Source organism: Streptomyces uncialis, assembly GCF_036250755.1.
Taxonomy (GTDB): domain Bacteria; phylum Actinomycetota; class Actinomycetes; order Streptomycetales; family Streptomycetaceae; genus Streptomyces; species Streptomyces uncialis.
This window is the reverse complement of the sequence record NZ_CP109583.1, coordinates 5,538,877-5,559,185: the sequence shown is the minus strand read 5'-3', so window position 1 is coordinate 5,559,185 and position 20,309 is coordinate 5,538,877. Positions and strand designations below refer to the sequence as shown.

Here is a 20,309-nt window from a genome sequence, read left to right as displayed (position 1 = left end):
TCGCGGGTTTCAGTCCCATTCCAGGCCGCCGCGCCGCCATACGTACGCGTACGCGACGAAGACGGTGAGCACGAAGAGCAGCATCTCCACGAGCCCGAACAACCCGAGGGCGTCGAAACTGACGGCCCAGGGGTAGAGGAAGACGATCTCGATATCGAAGATGATGAAGAGCATCGCCGTGAGGTAGTACTTGATCGGGAACCGTCCGCCGCCCGCAGGCGTTGGTGTCGGCTCGATCCCGCATTCATACGCTTCGAGCTTCGCTCGGTTGTAACGCTTTGGACCGATAAGCGTGGCCATGACCACGGAGAAGATCGCAAAGCCTGCCCCGAGGGCTCCCAGTACGAGGATGGGCGCATAAGCGTTCACCGCTCCTCGCTCCCTTCAGTCGGCACTGACTGCTTCGGCGGTCCCCCCGCGGCCTCGGGGCCGGGGAGGCGTCGAACCCGTCACCCGCCCCACCCGTCCCACGAGCCCCACGGAACTCCTCGGTTCCGTGCGCCTCATGAGCCTCACCGGCCTTGGGGGGCGCTCCGCAGCCCTCGCGGATCGGTTCCCAAGATCGTGTTCATGTGAAGCAGGTCACAAGCCCAACTGCCGTGCATCCTATGCCTGCGGGTCTGTGATCTGCGACACGGGGTCCATGATCGCCTTTGTGATCTCCACCACCCGGCGAAGGATCACCAAGCCGGATGAGGGGTGATCTTCGTACGCGAAGCGGTGGGGTGGTTACGAGACGTGACAAGTTGCCTCGTCGATGCAGGTGGGAGGGCGTTTGCAATATCAAGGAGCGGGCGCGTGCAGCAAATTCGCGTTGGACGCGGGGCGCTGATAGTGGAGCGTTCACACCTCGCCGGCGGGGCTGTGGGGTGTGGACGGGGGTGAGGTGCGTGTGGACGGGGGTGGGAGTGCGTGCCCGTTTTCACGATCCGCCTTCGCTTGGGCTTTCGAGGTCTGCCCGGGCGGGCGTACTTCGGTGCTGTGCCGTCGCTCGGTGGGTGCGCAGTTCCCCGCAGGTCGCCTTCGCTTGCGCTTCCTAGGTCCGTCCGGCTGGGCGTACTTCGCTGCTGTGCCGTCGCTCGGTGGTTCTGCGCAGTTCCCCGCGGGTCGCCTTCGCTTGCGCTTCCCAGGTCCGTCCGGCTGGGCGCACTTCGCTGCTGTGCCGTCGCTCGGTGGTTCTGCGCAGTTCCCCGCGCCCCTTTGGGGCGCGTTCTGTTTGTTCTTCGGGGCGGGGCCGGTCGGGATTCTCCGTCCTCGCTCCAACGCGCTCGGTCGGACGCTCCCCTTGCCCTGCTGAAGAGCATCGGAGTCTGCGGGCAGAGATTCCCGCCCACCCCCTCCCGCAGCACCGCGACTGCGCGAGGAGAGGGGTGCCCCGTCAGGGGCGCGGGGAACTGCGCAAGGCGAGGGCAGACCCGCACCCGAAGAGCGACTGCAAGAGGGCAGCACTTAAGGGGCGCGGGGAACTGCGCGAAACCACCGAGCGACGGCACAGGAACGGAGTACGTCCCGCCGGACGGACCTGGCGACCTGTGGGGGGACAAGTACGTCCAGTGGTGGGACCTCGAAAGCGCGAGCGAAGGCGTGACGCTGTGTCAGGTTTCGTATCGCATTTTTTGGCGCAGACTTCTGCAAAAGGTCCCATTGGGCGCTAACCGCCCGTAGCGATATCGCTCCGTGACCTCCGCCACACCGGCGGGGCCGGGGGAATTGCCGGGCTTGGCCAACCGTATCGATGGGTGGTAGGTGCGGGGCAATACGGACGTAACCACGAAAAGCCGTGATCACACGCATGATCACCAACGCCCGTATTGTCCGTTACGGCGTCAATAAGAGCCGACACGCCCGGGATTCACGCAGGGTGACCCGCAACTGTGGCGCAGACCACGTTTCTTGAAGGTAACGGTGGCACCCTGATAGCGGTTGTCCCATGTCCCACACCGCTCACATACCCAGCCACCGGAAGCCCCGCCGCAGCGGCAGCAACAAGCTGCGTGCCGGTGTCGCCGGTGGCGTCCTCAGCACCCTGGCCGTGGCCGGTGCTTCGGGATCGGCCAGCGCCGCCGCACCCGTGACCGAGACCATCGAAATGCCCACGCTCACCTCCGACCTCTCGGCCCAGGTCGCCCGCTCGGCGAGTGCCACCCAGCTCACCGCCGCGGCCTACGAGCTCCAGGCCCAGCAGGAGCAGCTCCGCGCCGAGCAGGACCAGGCCGCCAAGAAGGCGTCCGGGCAGGCCAAGAAGGACCGGGCCGAGGCCGTCCGCAAGGCCGAGGCCGAGAAGAAGGCCGCGGAGCGCGCGGCGAAGGCCGAGGCCGAGCGCCGCGCCGAGACGGAGCGGGCCTCCCGTACCGCCGAGCGTGCCCCGCTCACCACCACCACGGCCGCCGCGCCCGCGTCGACGTCCACGCCGCAGTCGGACACGCCGTCCACCGGCACGTCGGACTCCACGGGCACCAGCGCCCCGTCCACGGGTTCCTCCTCGGAGAGCACCACCGCGCCGGCGAGCGGCAACCTCGGCTCCGTCATCGCCTTCCTCAAGGCGCAGGTCGGCGACGCGTACGTCATGGGCGGCACGGGCCCGAACTCGTGGGACTGCTCGGGCCTCGTCCAGGCCGCGTTTAAGGAGGCCGGGATCGACCTCCCGCGCACCTCGCAGACGCAGTCGACGGCCGGTACCCAGGTCGGCACGTCCAACCTCCAGGTCGGCGACATCCTGTACTGGGGTGGCGCGGGCTCCGCGTACCACACCGGTGTCTACATCGGTAACGGCCAGTACCTGGACGCGGCGAACCCGTCGAAGGGCGTCGTCATCCAGGACCTGTCGGGCTACCCCGCCGACGGCGCGGTCCGGGTGCTCTGAGCACCGGCACCACCGCACGATTCGTACAGCGAAAAGGGCCGCCACCCCTCGGGGTGGCGGCCCTTCCGTGTGCCGGGTCTCCGGGCGGGCGGGTCAGGCGCGCGGGGCGACCTTGCTGAGACCGTTGATGATGCGGTCCATCGCGTCGCCGCCGGTGGGGTCGGTCAGGTTGGCGAGCATCTTGAGGGTGAAGCGCATCAGCACGGGGTGCGTGAGGCCGCGTTCGGTCGCGAGCCGCATGATCTTCGGGTTGCCGATGAGCTTCACGAAGGCACGGCCCAGGTTGTAGTAACCGCCGTAGGTGTCCTTGAGGACCTTCGGGTAGCGCTGGAGCGCGAGTTCACGCTGGGCGTCCGTCGAGCGGGCGTGCGCCTGCACGATGACATCGGCGGCGATCTGCCCGGACTCCATCGCGTACGCGATGCCCTCGCCGTTGAACGGGTTCACCAGACCGCCCGCGTCACCGACGAGCAGCAGCCCGCGGGTGTAGTGCGGCTGGCGGTTGAACGCCATGGGCAGCGCCGCGCCCCGGACCGGACCGGTCATGTTCTCGTCGGTGTAGCCCCACTCCTCGGGCATCGACGCGCACCACGCCTTGAGCACCTCGCGCCAGTCCAGCTCCTTGAAGGACGAGGAGGTGTTGAGGACCCCGAGGCCGACGTTGGACGTGCCGTCGCCCATCCCGAAGATCCAGCCGTAGCCGGGGAGCAGCCGGTCCACCGGGCCGCGCCGGTCCCACAGTTCCAGCCAGGACTCCAGATAGTCGTCCTCGTGCCGGGGCGAGGTGAAGTACGTCCGGACGGCGACGCCCATCGGGCGGTCCTCCCGGCGGTGCAGGCCCATCGCCAGCGACAGCCGGGTGGAGTTGCCGTCGGCGGCGACGACCAGCGGGGCGTGGAAGGTGACCGGGGTCTTCTCCTCGCCGAGCTTGGCCTCGACACCGGTGATCCGGCCGGTCCGGTCGTCGGTGATCGGGGCGCCGACGTTGCAGCGCTCGTACAGCCGCGCGCCCGCCTTCTGCGCCTGCTGGGCGAGTTGGTCGTCGAAGTCGTCGCGCTTGCGCACCAGACCGTAGTCCGGGAAGGTGGCCAGCTCGGGCCAGTCGAGCTGGAGCCGTACGCCCCCGCTGATGATCCGCAGGCCCTTGTTGCGCAGCCAGCCCGCCTCCTCGGAGATGTCGATGCCCATGGCGACGAGCTGTTTGGTGGCGCGGGGCGTGAGGCCGTCGCCGCACACCTTCTCGCGCGGGAAGGCGGTCTTCTCCAGCAGCAGTACGTCCAGACCCGCCTTGGCCAGGTAGTACGCGGTCGTCGATCCCGCCGGTCCGGCTCCGACGACGATCACATCTGCGTGGTGTTCGGAGAGGGGCTCGGTCACGACGGGTTCTCCCGGGACTCGGAATTCTGCGTGCCGACCGGCACTGGACAAGTGCAGTCTAGGAGGCGGTACTGATCAGCGAGCTGAAGGGCCGCCCTGTGAGCCAACCCGTGCACCCCGTCGCGACCACCGCGACACCCTCCGCGTCCGTCACCTCCGCCCCTTCCCGGTCCGCGGTTCCCGCGCCCGCCGCGCCGGACCGCCCGCGGCCCGCCGTACGGCTGCGGGTGCCCACCCACGAGGACGCGTACCACTGGCACCGGGTGTTCGACCACCCGGAGGTGATGGAGTTCCACGGGGGCGCGTCGGCGGAGGTCTCGGTGTACGAGGAGCTGACGGCCCGGCAACGGCGTCATCACGCCGAACTCGGCTTCTGCCTGTGGACGATGGTCGCCCCCGACGCCCCCGACGGCCCCGTCACCGGTGAGGTCATCGGGTTCACCGGGGCGCAGCCGTGGCCGCACGCGTGGGGGCCCGTCGGTGAGGTGGAGATCGGCTGGCGGCTCGGGCGGGACCACTGGGGCCGGGGGTACGCGACCGAGGCGGCGCTCGCCGGGCTCGACGAGGTACGGGCCACGGGGGTGCGGCACGTCGTGGCGATGGTCGACGCGCGCAACGCCCGCTCCCTCGCGGTGACCGAGCGGCTCGGGATGGAGCGGGTGGAGACCTTCGCGACGCCCACGGGGCGGCGGGGGCACTGCTTCCGGCTGGAGCTGTGACCCGGCCCTCCGGCGCGGTGCCCGGGGGCGGGTGACCGGCGGCGTACGGAGGGTCGAGGGCGCGCGTCGTCCAGGGCGCGCGCCCTTTGGTACGCGGGGTCACGCTCCGCGTACGGGGCGTCGCGGCGGTTCCGGTGCGCCGGGTGCTGGAGCTACCCTTTCCGGTACGACTGGGGGTGAGTATGTGCGCATTGCACCCAGAACACGGGATGTACGTGTGCCCCGTTTCGTCGGTCTGATGGCGGTGGACGCGCGTGAGGTCGCGGAGAGCGAGGGATTGCTGCTCGCCGCGGCGGACCGGCCCGATCTTGTCTCGACGGTGGTCGAGTACGTGGTGCGGCAGTATCCGCCGGCCGGGGTGGAGGTGCCGCGGGGCGCGACGGTCACTGTCTGGTTCGACCTGGCGTCCGGCGAGGGCGACGGCGGTGCGGGGGTACGGGAGCCGCGGCGGCCCGACCCGGCCCCGGGAGGCGTCGAGGTCGAAGCAATCCCCTGACCGGGTGGGTCCCAGGTCCGTCCGGCGGGACGGACTTCGTTCCTGTGCCGTCGCTCGTGGGGTGCGCGGTTCCCCTGCGGGTCGCCTTCGCTTGCGCTTCCCAGGTCTGTCCGGGTGGGCCAACTTGTTTCCTGTGCCGTCGCTCGGTGGTTGTGCGCAGTTCCCCGCGCCCCTTTGGGGCGCGTTCTGCTTGTTCTTCGGGTCGGTGCCGGTCGGGATTCTCCGTCCTCGATCCGACACGCTCGGTAACACGTCCAGTGACCCGACTGAAGAGCATCGGAGTCTGCGAGCAGAGATTCCCGCCCACCCCCTTCGCTGAGTCCGGCGACTGCACGAGGAGTGTGGTTGAACCCCGCCCCCGGTTGACGCCGCCCCGCAGCCTGACCCCACCCGCAACCTGACGGACAGCCCCAGGCGGACGCCCCAAAGGGGCACGGGGAACTGCGCAAAACGAGGACAGCCCCGCACCCGAAGAACGACCGCAAGGGGGCACCACCCAGGGGCGCGAGGAACTGCGCACCCCCGGACGGCCCGCACAGGAACAAGAACGCCCAGCCGGACGAACCTCAGGGGCGCGAGGAACCGCGCACCCCCGGGTGTACCCGCACAGGGACAGGTACGCCCAGGTGGGGAACCCCAGGGGCGCGAGGAACCGCGCAAAACGAGGACGGCCCGCACCCGAAAAGCGACCGTAATAGGACAGCACCCCAGGGGCGCGAGGAACTGCGCACCCCCGGACGGCCCGCGCAGGAACAAGAACGCCCAGCCGGACGAACCTCAGGGGCGCGGGGAACTGCGCACCCCCGTCCGTACCCGCACAGGAACAGGTACGCCCAGGTGGGGAACCCCAGGCGCGCGAGGAACCGCGCAAAACGAGGACGGCCCGCACCCGAAAAGCGACCGTAATAGGACAGCACCCCAGGGGCGCGAGGAACTGCGCACCCCCGGACGGCCCGCACAGGAACAAGAACGCCCAGCCGGACGAACCTCAGGGGCGCGAGGAACCGCGCACCCCCGGACGTACCCGCACAGGGACACGTGCGTCCAGGTGGACGGACCTCAGAAGGGCGAGCGAAGGCGCGGCGCGACCGTCAGCGGGGAGCCGTAGGGGGGCGCAGCAGGGTGACCAGCAGGGCGCCCGCCAGCAACCCACCCGCCACCCACACCGTGCCGAACAGCAGCGCGTCCGGAATCGCCGTACCCACGTGCATCGTCTCCCCGCCCCGGTAGGACCCGCCCTGCGTCATCCCGTAGCCGCCGACCCCGGCGAGCAGCAGGAACAGCCCCAGGAACAGTCCCCCCGCGAGGAGTTGTTCCGCGCGGCGCTCATGGCGCCGCGCGGCGAGCACTCCGAGGAACAGTACGGACACCGCGCCGACCGCGAGGGTCCCGGCGACGGCCCAGGAACCGACCAGGTCCCCCAGCTCGGAGAGCCCGAGCGCTTCCTCCTCGGGGCGCAGCCGGGAGCTGAACTCCGCCTCGACCGGGGCGCCCCAGGACAGTCCGAGTCCGGCGACGCCGAGGTTCAGCAGGAGCAGGAGGACGGTCAGGGTGGCGGGGAAGTCCTCCCCGTACAGGGAGCCGCCCTCGTCGAACTCGTCGAGCTGGGTGTAGACGATCAGCAGGACGACCGAGCAGAGGGCGAGGGCGAACGTCATGGCCCGCAGGGCGGTGCCGCAGGCCCGGGTGAGGGCCTGGAGGCCGGGGCGGGCGGCGAGCCAGCCGGTGTGTTCGTCGCGGGCGAGCACGACGGCGGACAGGACGACCGACATCAGCAGGGCGCCCAGCACGGCGAACGGCACCCCGGAGGAGAGCTCGACGCCCTGGATGGTCGGCTGCGCGAACAGTGCCAGGACGAGGACTCCGGCGGTGACGAGCAGCCCGACCCGCAGGGCCGCCTCAAGTCCGGAGGTGGCGCCGTTGGTCCAGGGCGCGGCACCGGCCCAGGGACCGGCTGGCGGTCCCGTACCGGGCGCCGCGGCCCCCGTCGCGCCGGCCGCGAGCCGCCGCCGGTCGCGGTTGCGCAGCAGCCGCAGTCCGGCGTAGAGCGTGAGCAGCCAGCCCGCGGTGACCGTGAACGGGATCAGCTCGATGGAGCTCGTGGCCACGCCCAACTGTTCGGACAGGGTGGGCTCGTAACCGTACGAGTCCTCGCCGGGCTGTGCGCTGTCCCAGTCCTCGCCGGGACCGATGTCGTCGGAGCGGTCGGTCCGGGAGGTCTCGGCCTCAAGCTCCCCGCCCACCCCCTGGAGGACGAGGGCGAGGGTGATCTGGAACCGGTCGCCGAAGCCCACCGCGTCGTCGTCGGACATGTCCTGTCCGTAGCCGGGGACGGCGAGGGCGAAGGCGAGGGCCGTCACGAACACCAGGGGCCAGACGGCGGCCCGGAGCGCGCCGCTCCAGTCCCCGGAGAGGGCCCGCCGCAGGAACGCGGCGCCGTTCGAGGGCGGGGGCGGCGGCGGGGGCAGCACATGGCCGGGCGGGAAGGCGGTGTACGTGTGCTGTCCGGTCGCCGGTCCGCCCGACGGAGGCGGACCGGAGGGCGGGGGCGGGCCGGGGGGTGAGGGCGGGCCTGGGGGTGAGGGCGGGCCTGGGGGTGAGGGCGGGCCTGGGGGTGAGGGCGGGCTGGACGGTGCGGGCGGGCCGGAGGGTGCGGGCGGTGACTGCGGGGCCGGGGCCGGAGCAGCGGGCGGGACGGCAGGGGCGGCCGGGGCGGGCTGGGTCGCCGGGGGTGGTGCGGTCGTGGGGGCGGTGAGGGACTTCGGGGCTGGAGGGGACGACGGTGCGGGCGGGGTCGTGGGTGCTGGTGGGGCGGCGGGCTCAGGTGGGGCGGCCGGGGGCGGTACGGGTATCGCTCCGGTGGGCGGGGCCTGGCCCGGTGGCGCGGACGGGGCGGGCGGTGCGCCGGGCACCGGGGGGCGTTCGCGACCGCAGCTCATGCAGAAGCGGGCGTCATCAGGGCCGGGTGTTCCGCAATAGGGGCAGTACGCCGCCATGAAAGCACGCTCCGTCGTCCGGGACCGAGAGGTGCGGCGCCCGTGGTCGGGCGCCATCACGTACTCAACGGACACATCTTCCGGCCGACCGGTTCCCCTCAGACAGCCCTGGGCGGCGGGAAGTTCGGACGAACGGCGTGGGAAGGCGCGGTGCGGGGACGAAGACCGGGCGGAACAGGCGGAACCGGACGGGCTCAGCTGTCCTTGAAGCCGCGGTGCAGGGTCGCGATACCGCCCGAGAGATTGCGCCACGCGACCCGCGACCAGCCCGCGTCGCCCAGCATCGACGCCAGCTCCGCCTGGTCGGGCCAGTCGCGGATGGACTCGGCGAGGTACACGTACGCGTCGGGGTTGGACGACACCCGGCGGGCCACCGGCGGCAGCGCCCGCATCAGGTACTCGGTGTACAGGGTGCGGAAGGGGGCCCAGGTCGGGTGCGAGAACTCGCAGATCACGACCCGGCCGCCGGGCCGGGTGACCCGCAGCATCTCGCGCATCGCCCGCTCGGTGCCCTGGACGTTGCGCAGCCCGAAGGAGATCGTGACCGCGTCGAAGGTGTCGTCCTTGAAGGGCAGCCGGGTCGCGTCGCCCGCGGTGAGCGGCAGCCAGGGGTGGCGCCGCTTGCCGACCTGGAGCATGCCCAGCGAGAAGTCGCAGGGCACGACGTACGCCCCGGCCTTGGTGAACGGCAGGGAGGAGGTGGCGGTACCGGCGGCGAGGTCGAGGACCCGCTGCGCGGGCCGGGCGTCGACCGCCTTGGCGACCGCGCGGCGCCAGATCCGGTCCTGTCCCAGGGACAGGACGTCATTGGTGAGGTCGTACCGTTCCGCGACGTCGTCGAACATCGAAGCGACTTCGTGCGGCTGCTTGTCCAGGGATGCGCGGGTCACGGGCCCATTGTGGCAGCCGCCCCGGGACCGCTCCGGCCCGGGCCGCCCCCAGGGCTCGGCGGGGGTGCTCAGTGTCTGCGGTGCACGATCCGGCCCGCGCAGACCGTGACCACGGCTTCCGCGTCGGCGGCGGGGCGCCCGGGGGCGCCGGGGTCCGCGTCGAACACCGCGAGGTCCGCGCGACCGGACTCCGCGAGCGCGACCGGCTGTTCGGCGGGGAGCACGAGCACACCCGCGCGCGCGGCGGCGGCCCGCAGCGCCGGATCGGTGACCGCGCCCGCGGTCACCGCGACACCGCCCGTCTTCAGCACGGCGTGCACCCGCTCCCGCGGGGACGGCGCGGCGGGCAGCGCCCCGCCGTGCGTGCGGCCGGGCCCGAGCACGCCGGGCCAGCTGCGCACCCGGGCCTGCGGGAACCGGGCGCGCAGTTCGTCCAGGGTGCCGACGGCGGCGATCCGGTCCCCCTGGACGGCGACCGCGCCGCCGGGCAGAGGCGTACCGCCGTCCCAGGAGAGGACCAGTGCCCGGCCGGTGTGCAGGGTGAGCACGGGCGGTCAGTTGGGCGCGAGGAGCTTGAGCTCGGGGTGCGCGGTGCCCCCGGCGATCGCGGTGGACGAGATGTGGGACTGGACGCGGTCGTCGACGGGGTCGTTCGCCGGGTCGTCGTGCACGAGCAGGTGCTCGTAGGTGGTGGCGCGCTGCGCGGGGACGCGTCCGGCCTTGCGGATCAGGTCGATGATCTCCAGCCGGTTGGAGCGGTGCTTGGCCCCGGCCGACGAGACGACGTTCTCCTCCAGCATGATCGAACCGAGGTCGTCGGCGCCGTAGTGCAGCGACAGCTGGCCGACCTCCTTGCCCGTGGTCAGCCAGGAGCCCTGGATATGGGCGACGTTGTCGAAGAAGAGCCGGGCCACGGCGATGATGCGCAGGTACTCGAAGAGGGTGGCCTGGGTGCGGCCCTTGAGCCGGTTGTTCTCCGGCTGGTACGTGTACGGGATGAAGGCGCGGAAGCCGCCCGTCCGGTCCTGTACGTCGCGGATCATGCTCAGGTGCTCGATGCGCTCGGCGTTGGTCTCGCCGGTGCCCATGAGCATCGTGGAGGTGGACTCCACGCCCAGGCCGTGCGCGATCTCCATGATCTCCAGCCAGCGCTCGCCGCTCTCCTTCAGCGGGGCGATCGCCTTGCGCGGACGCGCGGGCAGCAGCTCCGCCCCGGCCCCGGCGAACGAATCGAGACCGGCCGCGTGGATACGGGTGACGGCCTCCTCCACGGAGACCTCGGAGATCCGGGCCATGTGCTCGACCTCGGAGGCGCCCAGCGAGTGGATGACGAGCTGCGGGTACGCCTGCTTGATGGCCGCGAAGTGCTTCTCGTAGTACTCGACGCCGAAGTCCGGGTGATGCCCGCCCTGGAACATGATCTGGGTGCCGCCCAGTTCGACGGTCTCCGCGCAGCGCCGCAGGATGTCGTCGAGATCGCGGGTCCAGCTCTTCTCCGTGTCCTTGGGGGCCGCGTAGAAGGCGCAGAACTTGCAGGCGGTCACACACACATTGGTGTAGTTGATGTTCCGCTCGATGATGTACGTCGCGATGTGCTCGGTCCCCGCGTAGCGCAGCCGGCGGGCGGCGTCGGCGGCGGAGCCCAGGGCGTGCAACGGAGCGTCCCGGTACAGGTCGAGGGCTTCCTCGGGGGTGATACGGCCACCCGCCGCGGCGCGGTCGAGGATGGGCTGAAGGCCGGCCTTCTCGGTCACCGGGGTCGTCCCTTTCGGCAGGGGGTGGGTGGTCCGATCCAGCGTACGTCAGGCCGGTGACAGCCCTTCGTACCGGCTGGTCCGGACGGGACGCGACCCCGGTCCCGCGCGGCGGTCGGCCCGGTCCGGCGCGGCGGTCAGCCCGCGTACCCGCCGAGCAGGACGCCGACCAGCGCGCCCGCGAGGAGGAACGGGCCGAACGGGACGGGGGTACGGCGGGTCGCCCGGCCGAGGACGACCAGCACCACCCCGTACAGCGTGGCGAACAGGAACCCCGCGAACGTCCCCACGAACACGGCGCCCCAGCCGTACCAGCCGAGGACGGCCCCGAGGGCGGGCGCGAGCTTCACATCGCCGAAGCCCAGCCCGTCCGGGTTCACCAGGAACAGGACGAGGAACCCGGCGCCCACGGCCACCGCGCCGAGGACCGCGCCGAGCCAGTGGCCCCCGTGCCCCGGCAGCAGCGCGGCGGCCCCCAGCAGCAGCACCGCGCCCGCGGCCAGCGGCAGGGTCAGCACATCGGGCAGCCGCCGGACCGACAGGTCGACCAGCGCGAGCAGCACCCCGACCGGAGCGGCCAGCAGCCACACGGCCAGCTCCGGCCGCGCCCCGGTGGCGCCCGCGAGCAGTGCGCAGAGCGCCGCCGTGACCGCCATGACCAGCGGGGTCCGCGGGCCGAACCAGCCGTCGGCGCAGCGCGCCGGACCCAGCCAGCCCCGGCCGCCGGGGGGTAGTGGACCGCCGTGCGGGCAGTGGTCGTGCCAGTCGTCGTCCGGGTCCACCGCCAGCCGGTAGGCGGGCCGGGGCAGCAGCGCCCCGACGGCCAGTCCCCACACCGCCGCGGCCCCCGTCACCAGCACGGTCCCCCCGCTCACCCCGCCCACCCCCGGTCCGCTCGTCGTGCTCCGTCCGGCACGCGCGCGTGCCGCGTCCGTACCGTCCCGCGCGGGCGTCCCGTACGCCCGAACGCCCCGTACCCCGCCGCCCGCCGGTTCCACCGCGCTCGCGGGAACCGGTGCCGTCCACGGGACGTCACCGTGCACGAGATCGACCACCACGCTCCGGTCCGTACCGGAGCCCTTCGGAACGGGGCCACAAGAGATGCGTACGTTAGCCGGGACCGGTCCGGGCGGACAGCGCCGCGCGTTGCGGGGAACCGCCGCGTTCGGTGTGGCGGCGGCCCTGTCGCTGACGGGGTGCGGGAGCGGCGCCACGGACGAGGGTGAGCGCGCCGCCCCGGCCCGGAGCGGTACACCGGCCCCGTCGGACCGCCCCTCGGCACCAGCCGCACCCGCCACGGTCACCCCCGCCGAGGACGCTGCCGGCACGGGTGCCACGGCCCGGCCGGACCTCACCCTGCCCGCCGGCCTCGTGGAGCGGTTCGAACTCTGGCGCGCCCACGACCCGGACCGCGACCGGGCGATGGCGGACGCGGGCCACGCGCAGACCGTCGTACTGGACGCCATCGCACGCGGGGGCACCGACACCGACGCGCTGGCGTTCTACTTCACCGGCCGGGCCCTGTCGGCCGCCAAGGCGCATGTACGGGGCCTCGCCGGGGCCGGGGAGTCCCGCAGCGGCTTCGTCCGCTACCACCGGCCCGAACTCGCGATGCCCGACCCGCGCGTGGACGCCCCCGGGAAGGGCACGGCCGCGCTGTCGTTCTGCGCCGACGAGTCGGAACTGTTCCGCGAGGACCGCGCGACCGGCGCGGTCGACCGCACCCCGGCGGGCGCCGACGCGCAGATCCACTACGAGACCCGGCTGCGGCTCAGCGACACGGGCGTGTGGCAGACGTACGAGCTGGCCACGCGACGCGGCGTCGACACCTGCGCGTCCTGACGGGCCGCCCACGGTGACGGACCCGACGGTGACGGACCTCACGGTGACGGGTCGTGGGGGTGACGGGCCGCAGGGGGCATGAGTCGCGGAGGTCACGGGCCGCAGGGGTCACGACATCTTCGAGAGCCGGGCAGTCGGGTTGCCCGCGCGGGCGTTGTCCGACGCGTAGGACAAGCCGCCCTCGCCGACCGGTTCGAGCCGTACCTCGTGGTCGCCGGTCGTGCACTGGGGCGGGTTGGACTTCTTGGGGCGGCCCGTCGCGACGACGCGCTCCGGCCCGGCCTCACGCAGGATCAGGACGTTCTCGCAGATCCCGCCGATCGGGTCGACCTGCCGGAACGTACCGAACGCGGCCCCCTCGCCGCCCTGACGGACCGTCACGGTGAAGGTCCCCATCGGCAGGGTGCCGGACAGGCCCGTCCCGTTGCCCTCCCAGGTGCCGAGGAAACGGTCCGGCACGGCAGGGTCCGCGGCGCTCGGCCGCGCGCCATCGGCCATACCGCCGTCCTTGCGGTCGCCGTCGTCGCCGGGCAGCAGTCCGGGCATGAGCAGCGCCCCGAACGTCACCGCGGCGAGGGCCCCCGCGACGGCGAGCGCGACCGAGCAGCTCAGCCGACGGCCGCGGCCGTCGGCGCCACGGGTCCGCGCGGCGGCCAGGGTCAGCGAGAACCGGCCGGGGGTCGCGGTCCCGTCCCCGCCCGCTCCGGCACCGGACGGGCGGGCGATGAGCGAGGGGTCCGGCGGGCCGAACTCCCCGAGGGCGACGGGTCCGGCCCCGGTGGGCGCGCCCAGGGACGGGCTGCTGAACGGCACGGGCCCGGACCCGCCGACGGGCGATGGGCCCGCGTACGGAGCGCCGACGGCCGGGCGGCCCATGGGTGCCGCGGGCGGGGCCACCTCGGCCGCCTCCAGATCCAGCAGCCGTACGGCCGCCCTGCTGACCTGGGCGACCAGCGGTCCGGGCAGCCAGCCCGCCGCCACGGGCCGGGCGGGCCCCTCCGGGGTGAGCAGCCGTACGAGTTCCCCGGCGCCGGGACGGTCGGCCGGGTCCTTGGCCAGACACGCGGCGACGACGTCCCGCAGCCCGTCGGGCACCCCGGACAGCTCCGGGGTGCCGTGGACGACGTGGTAGAGCAGCGAGGCCGAGGAGTCCCCGGGGAACGGTGAGCGGCCGGTGGCGCCGAACGCGAGGACCGCGCCGAGCGAGAACAGGTCGGCGGCGCCCGTGACACCCCGGCCGAGGATCTGTTCGGGGGCCATGTAGCCGGGTGAGCCGATGGAGACACCGGTCGAGGTGAGGGACGCGGTGCCGTCGGTGGCGCGGGCGATACCGAAGTCGATCAGCCGGGGGCCGTCGAGGGTGAGCAGGACGTTCGACGGTTTCACATCGCGGTGCACCAGCCCGAGGCCGTGCACCCGGGCCAGCGCCTCGGCGAGCCCCGCGCCCATGACCCGCACCGTGTGCGGGGGCAGCGGGACGGGTCCGTCCGGTCCGTCGACGGCACTCGCCAGGGAGGGGCCCGCGACGTACCCGGTCGCCACCCAGGGCACCGCGGCGGTGGGGTCCGCGTCCAGGACCGGAGCCGTCCAGTCGCCGCCGACCCGCCGGGCGGCCTCCACCTCCCGGCGGAACCGGGCCCGGAACTCCTCGTCCAGCGCGAAGTGCGGATGCACCACCTTGACGGCGACGGTCCGCCCGCCCGCGCTGCGGCCGAGATAGACCCGGCCCATCCCGCCCGCGCCCAGCCGGCCGAGCAGCCGGTAGGGGCCGATGGTGGTCGGCTCGTCGGAATCCAGTGGTCGCACGGTGTCCGGCTGCACGGCGGTGGCCTCCCCCAGAAACACATGGCTACGCCCCAAGCAGGGTAGTGCGCCCCGCCCCGGTACGACGGGCGGCCGACCGCGGCGGGCGGTCCGGTCCCCACCGCTCGACGGGACGAGCCTTCGCTGACGCGCCCTCACCGCCGGTTCCGGGTAAGCCGGTCAGATGCCGCGAACCGGTCGCCCCGGAATCCGGACGCATTCCGGCCCGGACGCCGCTCCCGCACCCCGTACGGAACGGGAAAGGGAATTACCCGGCGCCGTCCCGGTGAATTCCCCGCCGTCAGGGCGGGTCCGTGAATCACGCCCGCCCGTGACCCCGACGGAGGGCACGGGCGGGTACCGGGGGAACGTCCCGGGCCCGACGGCCGACGACCATGCCGGTGACCTGCCGGGCCTTGCCGGTGACCTTGTCGGTGGCCTTGTCCGTGACCTTGTGCGTGACCTTTGGAAGGCCGGGAATAGAGGCCCTCCGCCATTGCCGTCAGCGCCCGCCGATAACCGCCGCCGACGGCCGCGACGCACGGCACACGGTTCACGACACACCGCGCACGACGCGTATCGGACCGCGCACATCGGACCGCGCACGTCGCACGGTCCGTACACGCGGCGTCACGGAGTCAGGAGTTCGACCTTCACGTCCGGCGCGAAGCCGGTGGTCGCGCCCACCCGGCGGGCGAACTCACCGACCGCCGCCAGCTGCGGCCCGGCGAACCGGAAGTCGAGCGTACGGAAGTACCGTTCCAGCACCTCCGCGTCGAACGCCTCCCAGCGGGCCGCCTGCTCGGCCACCTTCGTGACCTCCTCCAGCGACAGATCACGCGACGCGAGGAACGCCTGGTGCACCTTGCGGACGACGTCGGGCCGCCGCTCCAGATAGTCCCGGCGCACCGCCCACACCGCGAACACGAACGGCAGTCCCGTCCACTCCTTCCACATCGCGCCCAGGTCGTGGACCTCCAGTCCGAGTCGGGGCGCGTAGTGCAGATGGGCGCGCAGGGCGGCGTCGCCGATCAGCACGGCCGCGTCGGCCTCCTGCATCATCACCCCGAGGTCCGGGGGGCAGGAGTAGTAGTCGGGCCGCACGCCGTACCGGTCGGAGAGCAGGAGCTGGGCCAGGCGCACCGAGGTCCGCGAGGTGGAACCGAGGGCGACCCGGGCCCGGTCGAGCTGGTCGAGCGGCACCTGGGAGACGATCACGCAGGACATCACCGGCCCGTCGCAGCCGACGGCGATGTCGGGCAGCGCGACCAGTTCGTCCGCGTGCTTCAGGAACTCGACGAGGGTCACCGGACCGATGTCCAGATCCCCCTCGATCAGCCGCCGGCTGAGCTTCTCCGGGGTGTCCTTCGTCAGCTCCAGATCGAGGAGCGCGCCGGTCCGCGCGAGCCCCCAGTACAGGGGTACGCAGTTGAGGAACTGGATGTGTCCGACCCGGGGCCGGGTGCGGTCAGGGTCCCGTCGAGCGGCGGCGTCCGGGTCCGACTGGGGTTCCGCGGGAGAATTGTCCACATCGTGAGGCTAGCTCCCGGGGCGCCGTACGGGACGCAGTGGGGCGAGCGGGTACGGTGACGGCACCCGGGGCGTTATCCCGGAGTGTGCGCCAGGCTTATGCCGTGGCGGTTTGCCGCCGATTGGCGGCCATGTACGCCGAGTCGGCACCCCGGTTCAAACATCCCGGTGCCGTGATCTTGGCCTCTATCGCTTTCGGGCGCCCTCGTGCTAAGCTCGCCGCAAGTTGCAGTTTGGTTTCCCTTGCAGTACAAAGCCTGCGGAGCATGTGACCCGCAGGCTTTTGTCGTTTTCAGACTTTTGCAGTTGTTACAACAGCAGGTTCTGGAGCAGGGCAACCCTTTGGCCCAAGGAGGGCTTATGGCTACCGGAACCGTGAAGTGGTTCAACGCCGAAAAGGGCTTTGGATTCATCGCCCAGGAAGGCGGGGGCCCCGACGTCTTCGTCCACTACTCCGCGATCAACGCGGCTGGGTTCCGCTCCCTTGAGGAGAACCAGGCCGTGAACTTCGACGTCACGCAGGGTCCGAAGGGCCCGCAGGCGGAGAACGTCACCCCGCTGTAAATCGGGGTCCCGAGGCCACTCGGGAGCTGATCTTCGGAACGGATAGCAGTACCCAAGGAGCCCCGCTCCCCCGCAGCCTGCGGCGGGAAGCGGGGCTCCTGCCCGTTTCCGGGCGGCGCCGGGTCGGCCCGGCTCCGGTCGGCCCGGCTCCGGTCGGCCCGGTCAGGGCGGGCCCTCCGGGGGCGGGTCCGCGGGAGCTCCCCGGGCGGGCGGTCCCCGGCGGCCTCTGGACGTATCCGTACCGCTCCGGCGTGCCCGGGGACATGCCGGGGGCGTGCGGGCGGCCCCCCGCACCGGCGCGCGGGCGCCCCGCGCCGCGCCATCACCGGCCCGCGCTTCCGCCCCGGGTCCGCCTTCGGTTTGTGCCGGGCGCCGGTGTGCCAGATTCACTCCGGTAGACGTCCGTTCCGCCGGCAGGGCGGGGCGGACCGGCGTGTTTCAGCGGAAGGATCGGTATGAGGGTGCGTTCCCTGTTGTGCGGAGTTCTGGCGGCGGGAGCGCTGGTGACCGCGGTGTCGGCCCCCGTGTCGGCGGCCGAGGTCCCGCCCGGCCCCTACGAGATCCGGTCGGCCTTCGGCGGCAAGTGTCTGGACGTCGCCGAGTCCGCCCACGAGAACGACGCCCCGGTCGTCCAGTGGACGTGTCTGGGCGCCCCCAACCAGGCGTGGGAGGTGGCGGTGTCCCCGGCCGCCCCGGACATGTTCGAGATCCGCTCGGTGAACAGCGGGAAGTGCCTGGACGTACGCGGCGCCGCGCTCGCCGAGGAGGCCCAGCTGATCCAGTGGGACTGCACGGGCTCCTCCTACCAGCGCTGGCGCATGGTCCCCGGCCCCGGCGACACGTTCGCCCTCCAGGTCGAGCACAGCGGCCACTGCCTCGCCGTGCTCCGGGACGACCCGCGCGACGGGGCCCAGGCCGTCCAGTCCCACTGCTCCGGCAAGGAGCAGCAGGAGTGGCGGTTCGCGAGGGTCTGACCGACCGGCGGGCCGGGGGACCGGACCGCCGGACATGACGGGCCGGGGCATGGGATGCCCCGGCCCTTTCGTGTTTCTCGCGGGCCGTCAGCCGTGCTGCATGACCATCACACAAGTGGTGCCGGGCTCCAGCGCCTCGCAGAGATGCGGTACATCACCCGGGTACGAGACGTAGTCGCCGGGCCCCAGCTCGACCGGCGCGTCCCGCGGGCCCGCGAGGACCCGGCCCGCGCCCACGACGAGATGTTCGACGGTGCCGGACATGTGCGGCGCCGACTCCCGGGGGGCCCGGCACCCTCTTGGAGGCCGGGGCCTTCGCGGGCTGGGCCCGGGGGCCGGGGCGGCGGCGGTACGGCGTGGCGCGGTGCGCCCTTCGCGGTGACGGTGCTCACCGCGGCCGTCGCCACCGGCGTGCTGCGAGCGTTCGGTGTCGCGTGACAGCTGGACATATCGGGTTCCGGACCGTCCCGCGGGCCGGGGCGGACGGGTCAGCCGGTGGGGCCGTCCGGGGGCACGGGCTCGGCGGAGCAGGACTGGCCGGAGGACGGGAGGTCACCTTCGAGGAAGAAGGTGTCGACGGTCCGTTTGACGCATTTCGAGGAGACGTATCCGCCGTGCCCCTCGCCGCGGTTGTCGAGGACGACGGCGGAGTCACCGAGACGCCGGGCGGTCTCCTCGGTCCACCGGTAAGGGGTGGCCGGGTCGCCCCGGGTGCCCACGAGCAGGAACTTCGGGGTGTCGACGTCATGGACGGACCGGACGTAGTCGCTGCCCTTCGGATGGCCCGCGCACAACAGGAGCTGATCGAGCTGGGCGGGACCGAAGACGGGCGATGCCTTGAGGTAGGCGGCACGCAGACGTTCGTACGCGACCGGATCGGACAGTTGGGCGGCGGTGAGGCGGTCCGGGTCGTCGGCGCAGTTGACGGCGGTCAGCGCGACCTGCGAGTTGTCGGCGGGGACGACGTCCCGGGGGCGGAGCGACGCGACCGGCACGGGCATCGAGGTCGCCAGCAGGGGGATCGGGTCGTTGTCGTCGATGAGCGTGGTGAGGGCACGGTTCAGGGAGGGCCAGTTGGCCTGGCTGTAGAGGGTGGCGCTGAGTGCCGAGACCAGAACCTCCGCGGTGAACAGGGAGCCGTCGTAGAGGGTGATGGGGTGTTCCTCGATCCGGTGCAGCAGCCGGACGACGCTCTCCTTGGCGGTACGGGAGTTGGTGCCGAGGGCGCAGTCCGACCGGCCGGCGCACCAGGTCGCGAAGTCGTCGAGCGCGGTCTGCCGGCCCTCGGCGATCACCAGCCCCTGTTCGGCGAGGGATTCGGTGAGGGTGTCGACACCGTCGAGGACCATCCGCCCCACCTTGTGCGGGAACTCCCCCGTGTACACGGCGCCGAGCCGGGTCCCGTACGAGAAGCCGAGATAGTTGAGCTTGTCGTCGCCCAGCGCGTCGCGGATGACGTCGAGATCCCGGGCGGCGTTGATCGTGCCGACATACGGGAGGACGGGGCCGGAGGCGCGCAGGCACTCGTCGTAGTACGTGTCGGCCTTCTTCAGCAGGGCCGCCGGATCGGTGCCGGTGAAAACGGGACGGGGGACGTTGCCACAGGTCACGGGTGAGCTGCGCCCCACCCCGCGCGGGTCGAAGGTGACCACGTCGTACGCGTCGGTGAGGTCGTTGAACGTCCGGCCGAACCCGGCGAGGGTGACGATGCCGGGGTCACCCGGCCCGCCGAAGTTCAGCAGGACCGAGCCCCGGGGGTGGGCGGAGGTGGACGCGATACGGGCCAGGGCGATGCTGACCGTGCCCTTGCCGGGGGCGGCGTAGTCGAGGGGGACGGTCACGTGCGCGCAGCGCATGTCCTCCGGGTTCATCGGGAGGTCGGCGCAGGGGGTCCACCTGAGGTGCTGGCTGTAGAAGGGCCGCAGGTCGGGTTGGGCGGACGAGGCGGAGGGGGAGACGGTGGGGGCCGGCGCCAGCAGGGCGGCGGTCACGGTGAGGGTGGCCGCGGCTGAGCGTACGCGCATGGTGCGCCCCTTCTGGAGAAGGTGCACTCGTTTCCACGATAGGTCGCGGGGGCGCACCCCGCCTGGTGGGTCCCGCTCCGGTCGTCCCCGGTTGCGGTCCCGGGGGCTGTCCGGCTGGGCGTACTTCGTTCCTGTGCGGGTCGCCTTCGCTTGCGCTTGCGAGGTCTGTCCGGCTGGGCGCACTCCGTTCCTGTGCCGTCGCTCGTCGTTTTCGCGCAGTTCCCCGCGCCCCTTTGGGGCGCGTTCTGCCGGTCCTTCGGGTCGGTGCCGGTCGGGATTCTCCGTCCTCGCTCCAACGCGCTCGGTACGACGTCCCCCTTGCCCGACTGAAGAGCATCGGAGTCTGCGGGCAGAGATTCCCGCCCATCCCCTCCCGCAGCCGGGCGACTGCACGAGGAGGGGGGGTTTGAACCCCGGCCCCGATTGCTGACAGCCCGCACCCTGACGACACCCCCAGATGGGCGCCCCCAAAGGGGC

General features: G+C 72.4%; 17 protein-coding genes and 1 pseudogene. 6 read left to right on the top strand and 12 right to left on the bottom strand.

What is annotated here, in order from left to right; genetic code table 11:
* Positions 1–9: 9 nt before the first annotated feature.
* Positions 10–369 carry an NADH-quinone oxidoreductase subunit A gene (locus OG711_RS23130; protein ID WP_073792966.1) on the bottom strand — a complete coding sequence of 120 codons (360 nt, stop codon included), beginning with the start codon at positions 367–369 and terminating at the stop codon, positions 10–12.
* 1,561 nt (positions 370–1,930) lie between these two features.
* On the opposite strand from OG711_RS23130, the gene OG711_RS23125 reads away from it, so the two are divergent.
* Positions 1,931–2,863 (top strand): C40 family peptidase, encoded by a 933-nt coding sequence (locus OG711_RS23125; protein ID WP_073792967.1) that lies wholly within the window; start codon positions 1,931–1,933, stop codon positions 2,861–2,863.
* A 93-nt stretch (positions 2,864–2,956) separates the two neighbouring features.
* Here the strand turns inward: OG711_RS23125 and OG711_RS23120 are convergent, their stop codons facing one another.
* A complete protein-coding gene (locus tag OG711_RS23120; protein ID WP_099280562.1) occupies positions 2,957–4,240 on the bottom strand; it encodes a geranylgeranyl reductase family protein in 1,284 nt (427 codons plus the stop codon).
* A 221-nt stretch (positions 4,241–4,461) separates the two neighbouring features.
* Between OG711_RS23120 and OG711_RS23115 the strand changes: the two genes are divergently transcribed.
* The gene (locus tag OG711_RS23115; protein WP_245876957.1) at positions 4,462–4,959 is read left to right on the top strand and encodes a GNAT family N-acetyltransferase; all 498 of its coding nucleotides are present in this window, start codon (positions 4,462–4,464) and stop codon (positions 4,957–4,959) included.
* Positions 4,960–5,143: 184 nt separating this feature from the next.
* Entirely contained in the window at positions 5,144–5,455 is a 312-nt protein-coding gene (locus OG711_RS23110) for a PASTA domain-containing protein (protein ID WP_073792969.1), read from the top strand.
* A 1,091-nt stretch (positions 5,456–6,546) separates the two neighbouring features.
* Here the strand turns inward: OG711_RS23110 and OG711_RS23105 are convergent.
* The 6 genes and pseudogenes from OG711_RS23105 to OG711_RS23085 all read right to left on the bottom strand — a co-directional run bounded on the left by OG711_RS23105 (position 6,547) and on the right by OG711_RS23085 (position 11,970).
* Positions 6,547–7,926 (bottom strand): zinc ribbon domain-containing protein, encoded by a 1,380-nt coding sequence (locus OG711_RS23105; protein WP_329560246.1) that lies wholly within the window; start codon positions 7,924–7,926, stop codon positions 6,547–6,549.
* Positions 7,927–8,382: 456 nt separating this feature from the next.
* Positions 8,383–8,451 (bottom strand): annotated as a pseudogene (locus tag OG711_RS39185) (zinc-ribbon domain-containing protein); the annotation flags it as partial.
* A 194-nt stretch (positions 8,452–8,645) separates the two neighbouring features.
* On the bottom strand, positions 8,646–9,341 hold the full coding sequence (locus tag OG711_RS23100) for a demethylmenaquinone methyltransferase (RefSeq protein ID WP_073792971.1): 696 nt from the start codon (positions 9,339–9,341) through the stop codon (positions 8,646–8,648).
* 68 nt (positions 9,342–9,409) lie between these two features.
* On the bottom strand, positions 9,410–9,889 hold the full coding sequence (locus tag OG711_RS23095; protein ID WP_073792972.1) for an imidazolonepropionase-like domain-containing protein: 480 nt from the start codon (positions 9,887–9,889) through the stop codon (positions 9,410–9,412).
* 6 nt (positions 9,890–9,895) lie between these two features.
* Entirely contained in the window at positions 9,896–11,095 is a 1,200-nt protein-coding gene (gene mqnC, locus OG711_RS23090) for a cyclic dehypoxanthinyl futalosine synthase (RefSeq protein WP_329560245.1), read from the bottom strand.
* Positions 11,096–11,232: 137 nt separating this feature from the next.
* A complete protein-coding gene (locus tag OG711_RS23085) occupies positions 11,233–11,970 on the bottom strand; it encodes a prepilin peptidase (RefSeq protein ID WP_329563977.1) in 738 nt (245 codons plus the stop codon).
* A 226-nt stretch (positions 11,971–12,196) separates the two neighbouring features.
* On the opposite strand from OG711_RS23085, the gene OG711_RS23080 reads away from it, so the two are divergent.
* Positions 12,197–12,937, top strand: coding sequence for a hypothetical protein (locus tag OG711_RS23080; RefSeq protein WP_329560244.1), 741 nt, complete (start codon positions 12,197–12,199; stop codon positions 12,935–12,937).
* Positions 12,938–13,045: 108 nt separating this feature from the next.
* On the opposite strand, the gene OG711_RS23075 is transcribed toward OG711_RS23080, so the two are convergent.
* Both OG711_RS23075 and OG711_RS23070 read right to left on the bottom strand, forming a co-directional pair.
* Complete coding sequence (locus tag OG711_RS23075) at positions 13,046–14,743, bottom strand: serine/threonine-protein kinase (RefSeq protein WP_266518311.1); 1,698 nt, start codon at positions 14,741–14,743, stop codon at positions 13,046–13,048.
* A 627-nt stretch (positions 14,744–15,370) separates the two neighbouring features.
* The gene (locus tag OG711_RS23070) at positions 15,371–16,270 is read right to left on the bottom strand and encodes a menaquinone biosynthetic enzyme MqnA/MqnD family protein (RefSeq protein ID WP_405673999.1); all 900 of its coding nucleotides are present in this window, start codon (positions 16,268–16,270) and stop codon (positions 15,371–15,373) included.
* 360 nt (positions 16,271–16,630) lie between these two features.
* Between OG711_RS23070 and OG711_RS23065 the strand changes: the two genes are divergently transcribed.
* Together OG711_RS23065 and OG711_RS23060 are read left to right on the top strand one after the other, a co-directional pair.
* Positions 16,631–16,834 carry a cold-shock protein gene (locus OG711_RS23065; protein ID WP_073792976.1) on the top strand — a complete coding sequence of 68 codons (204 nt, stop codon included), beginning with the start codon at positions 16,631–16,633 and terminating at the stop codon, positions 16,832–16,834.
* Between the two features lie 455 nt (positions 16,835–17,289).
* Positions 17,290–17,808, top strand: coding sequence for an RICIN domain-containing protein (locus tag OG711_RS23060; RefSeq protein ID WP_329560243.1), 519 nt, complete (start codon positions 17,290–17,292; stop codon positions 17,806–17,808).
* 87 nt (positions 17,809–17,895) lie between these two features.
* Here the strand turns inward: OG711_RS23060 and OG711_RS23055 are convergent, their stop codons facing one another.
* Together OG711_RS23055 and OG711_RS23050 are read right to left on the bottom strand one after the other, a co-directional pair.
* Entirely contained in the window at positions 17,896–18,072 is a 177-nt protein-coding gene (locus tag OG711_RS23055; protein WP_323181507.1) for a hypothetical protein, read from the bottom strand.
* Between the two features lie 224 nt (positions 18,073–18,296).
* On the bottom strand, positions 18,297–19,832 hold the full coding sequence (locus tag OG711_RS23050; protein WP_329560242.1) for an alpha/beta hydrolase: 1,536 nt from the start codon (positions 19,830–19,832) through the stop codon (positions 18,297–18,299).
* Positions 19,833–20,309: the final 477 nt, after the last annotated feature.

Excerpts from the sequence above, each read along its gene's own strand:
- OG711_RS23050 (WP_329560242.1), bottom strand. The coding sequence starts at position 19,832 with ATGCGCGTACGCTCAGCCGCGGCCACCCTCACCGTGACCGCCGCCCTG.
- OG711_RS23055 (WP_323181507.1), bottom strand. The coding sequence starts at position 18,072 with ATGTCCGGCACCGTCGAACATCTCGTCGTGGGCGCGGGCCGGGTCCTC.
- OG711_RS23060 (WP_329560243.1), top strand. The coding sequence starts at position 17,290 with ATGAGGGTGCGTTCCCTGTTGTGCGGAGTTCTGGCGGCGGGAGCGCTG.
- OG711_RS23080 (WP_329560244.1), top strand. The coding sequence starts at position 12,197 with ATGCGTACGTTAGCCGGGACCGGTCCGGGCGGACAGCGCCGCGCGTTG.
- OG711_RS23065 (WP_073792976.1), top strand. The coding sequence starts at position 16,631 with ATGGCTACCGGAACCGTGAAGTGGTTCAACGCCGAAAAGGGCTTTGGA.
- OG711_RS23125 (WP_073792967.1), top strand. The coding sequence starts at position 1,931 with ATGTCCCACACCGCTCACATACCCAGCCACCGGAAGCCCCGCCGCAGC.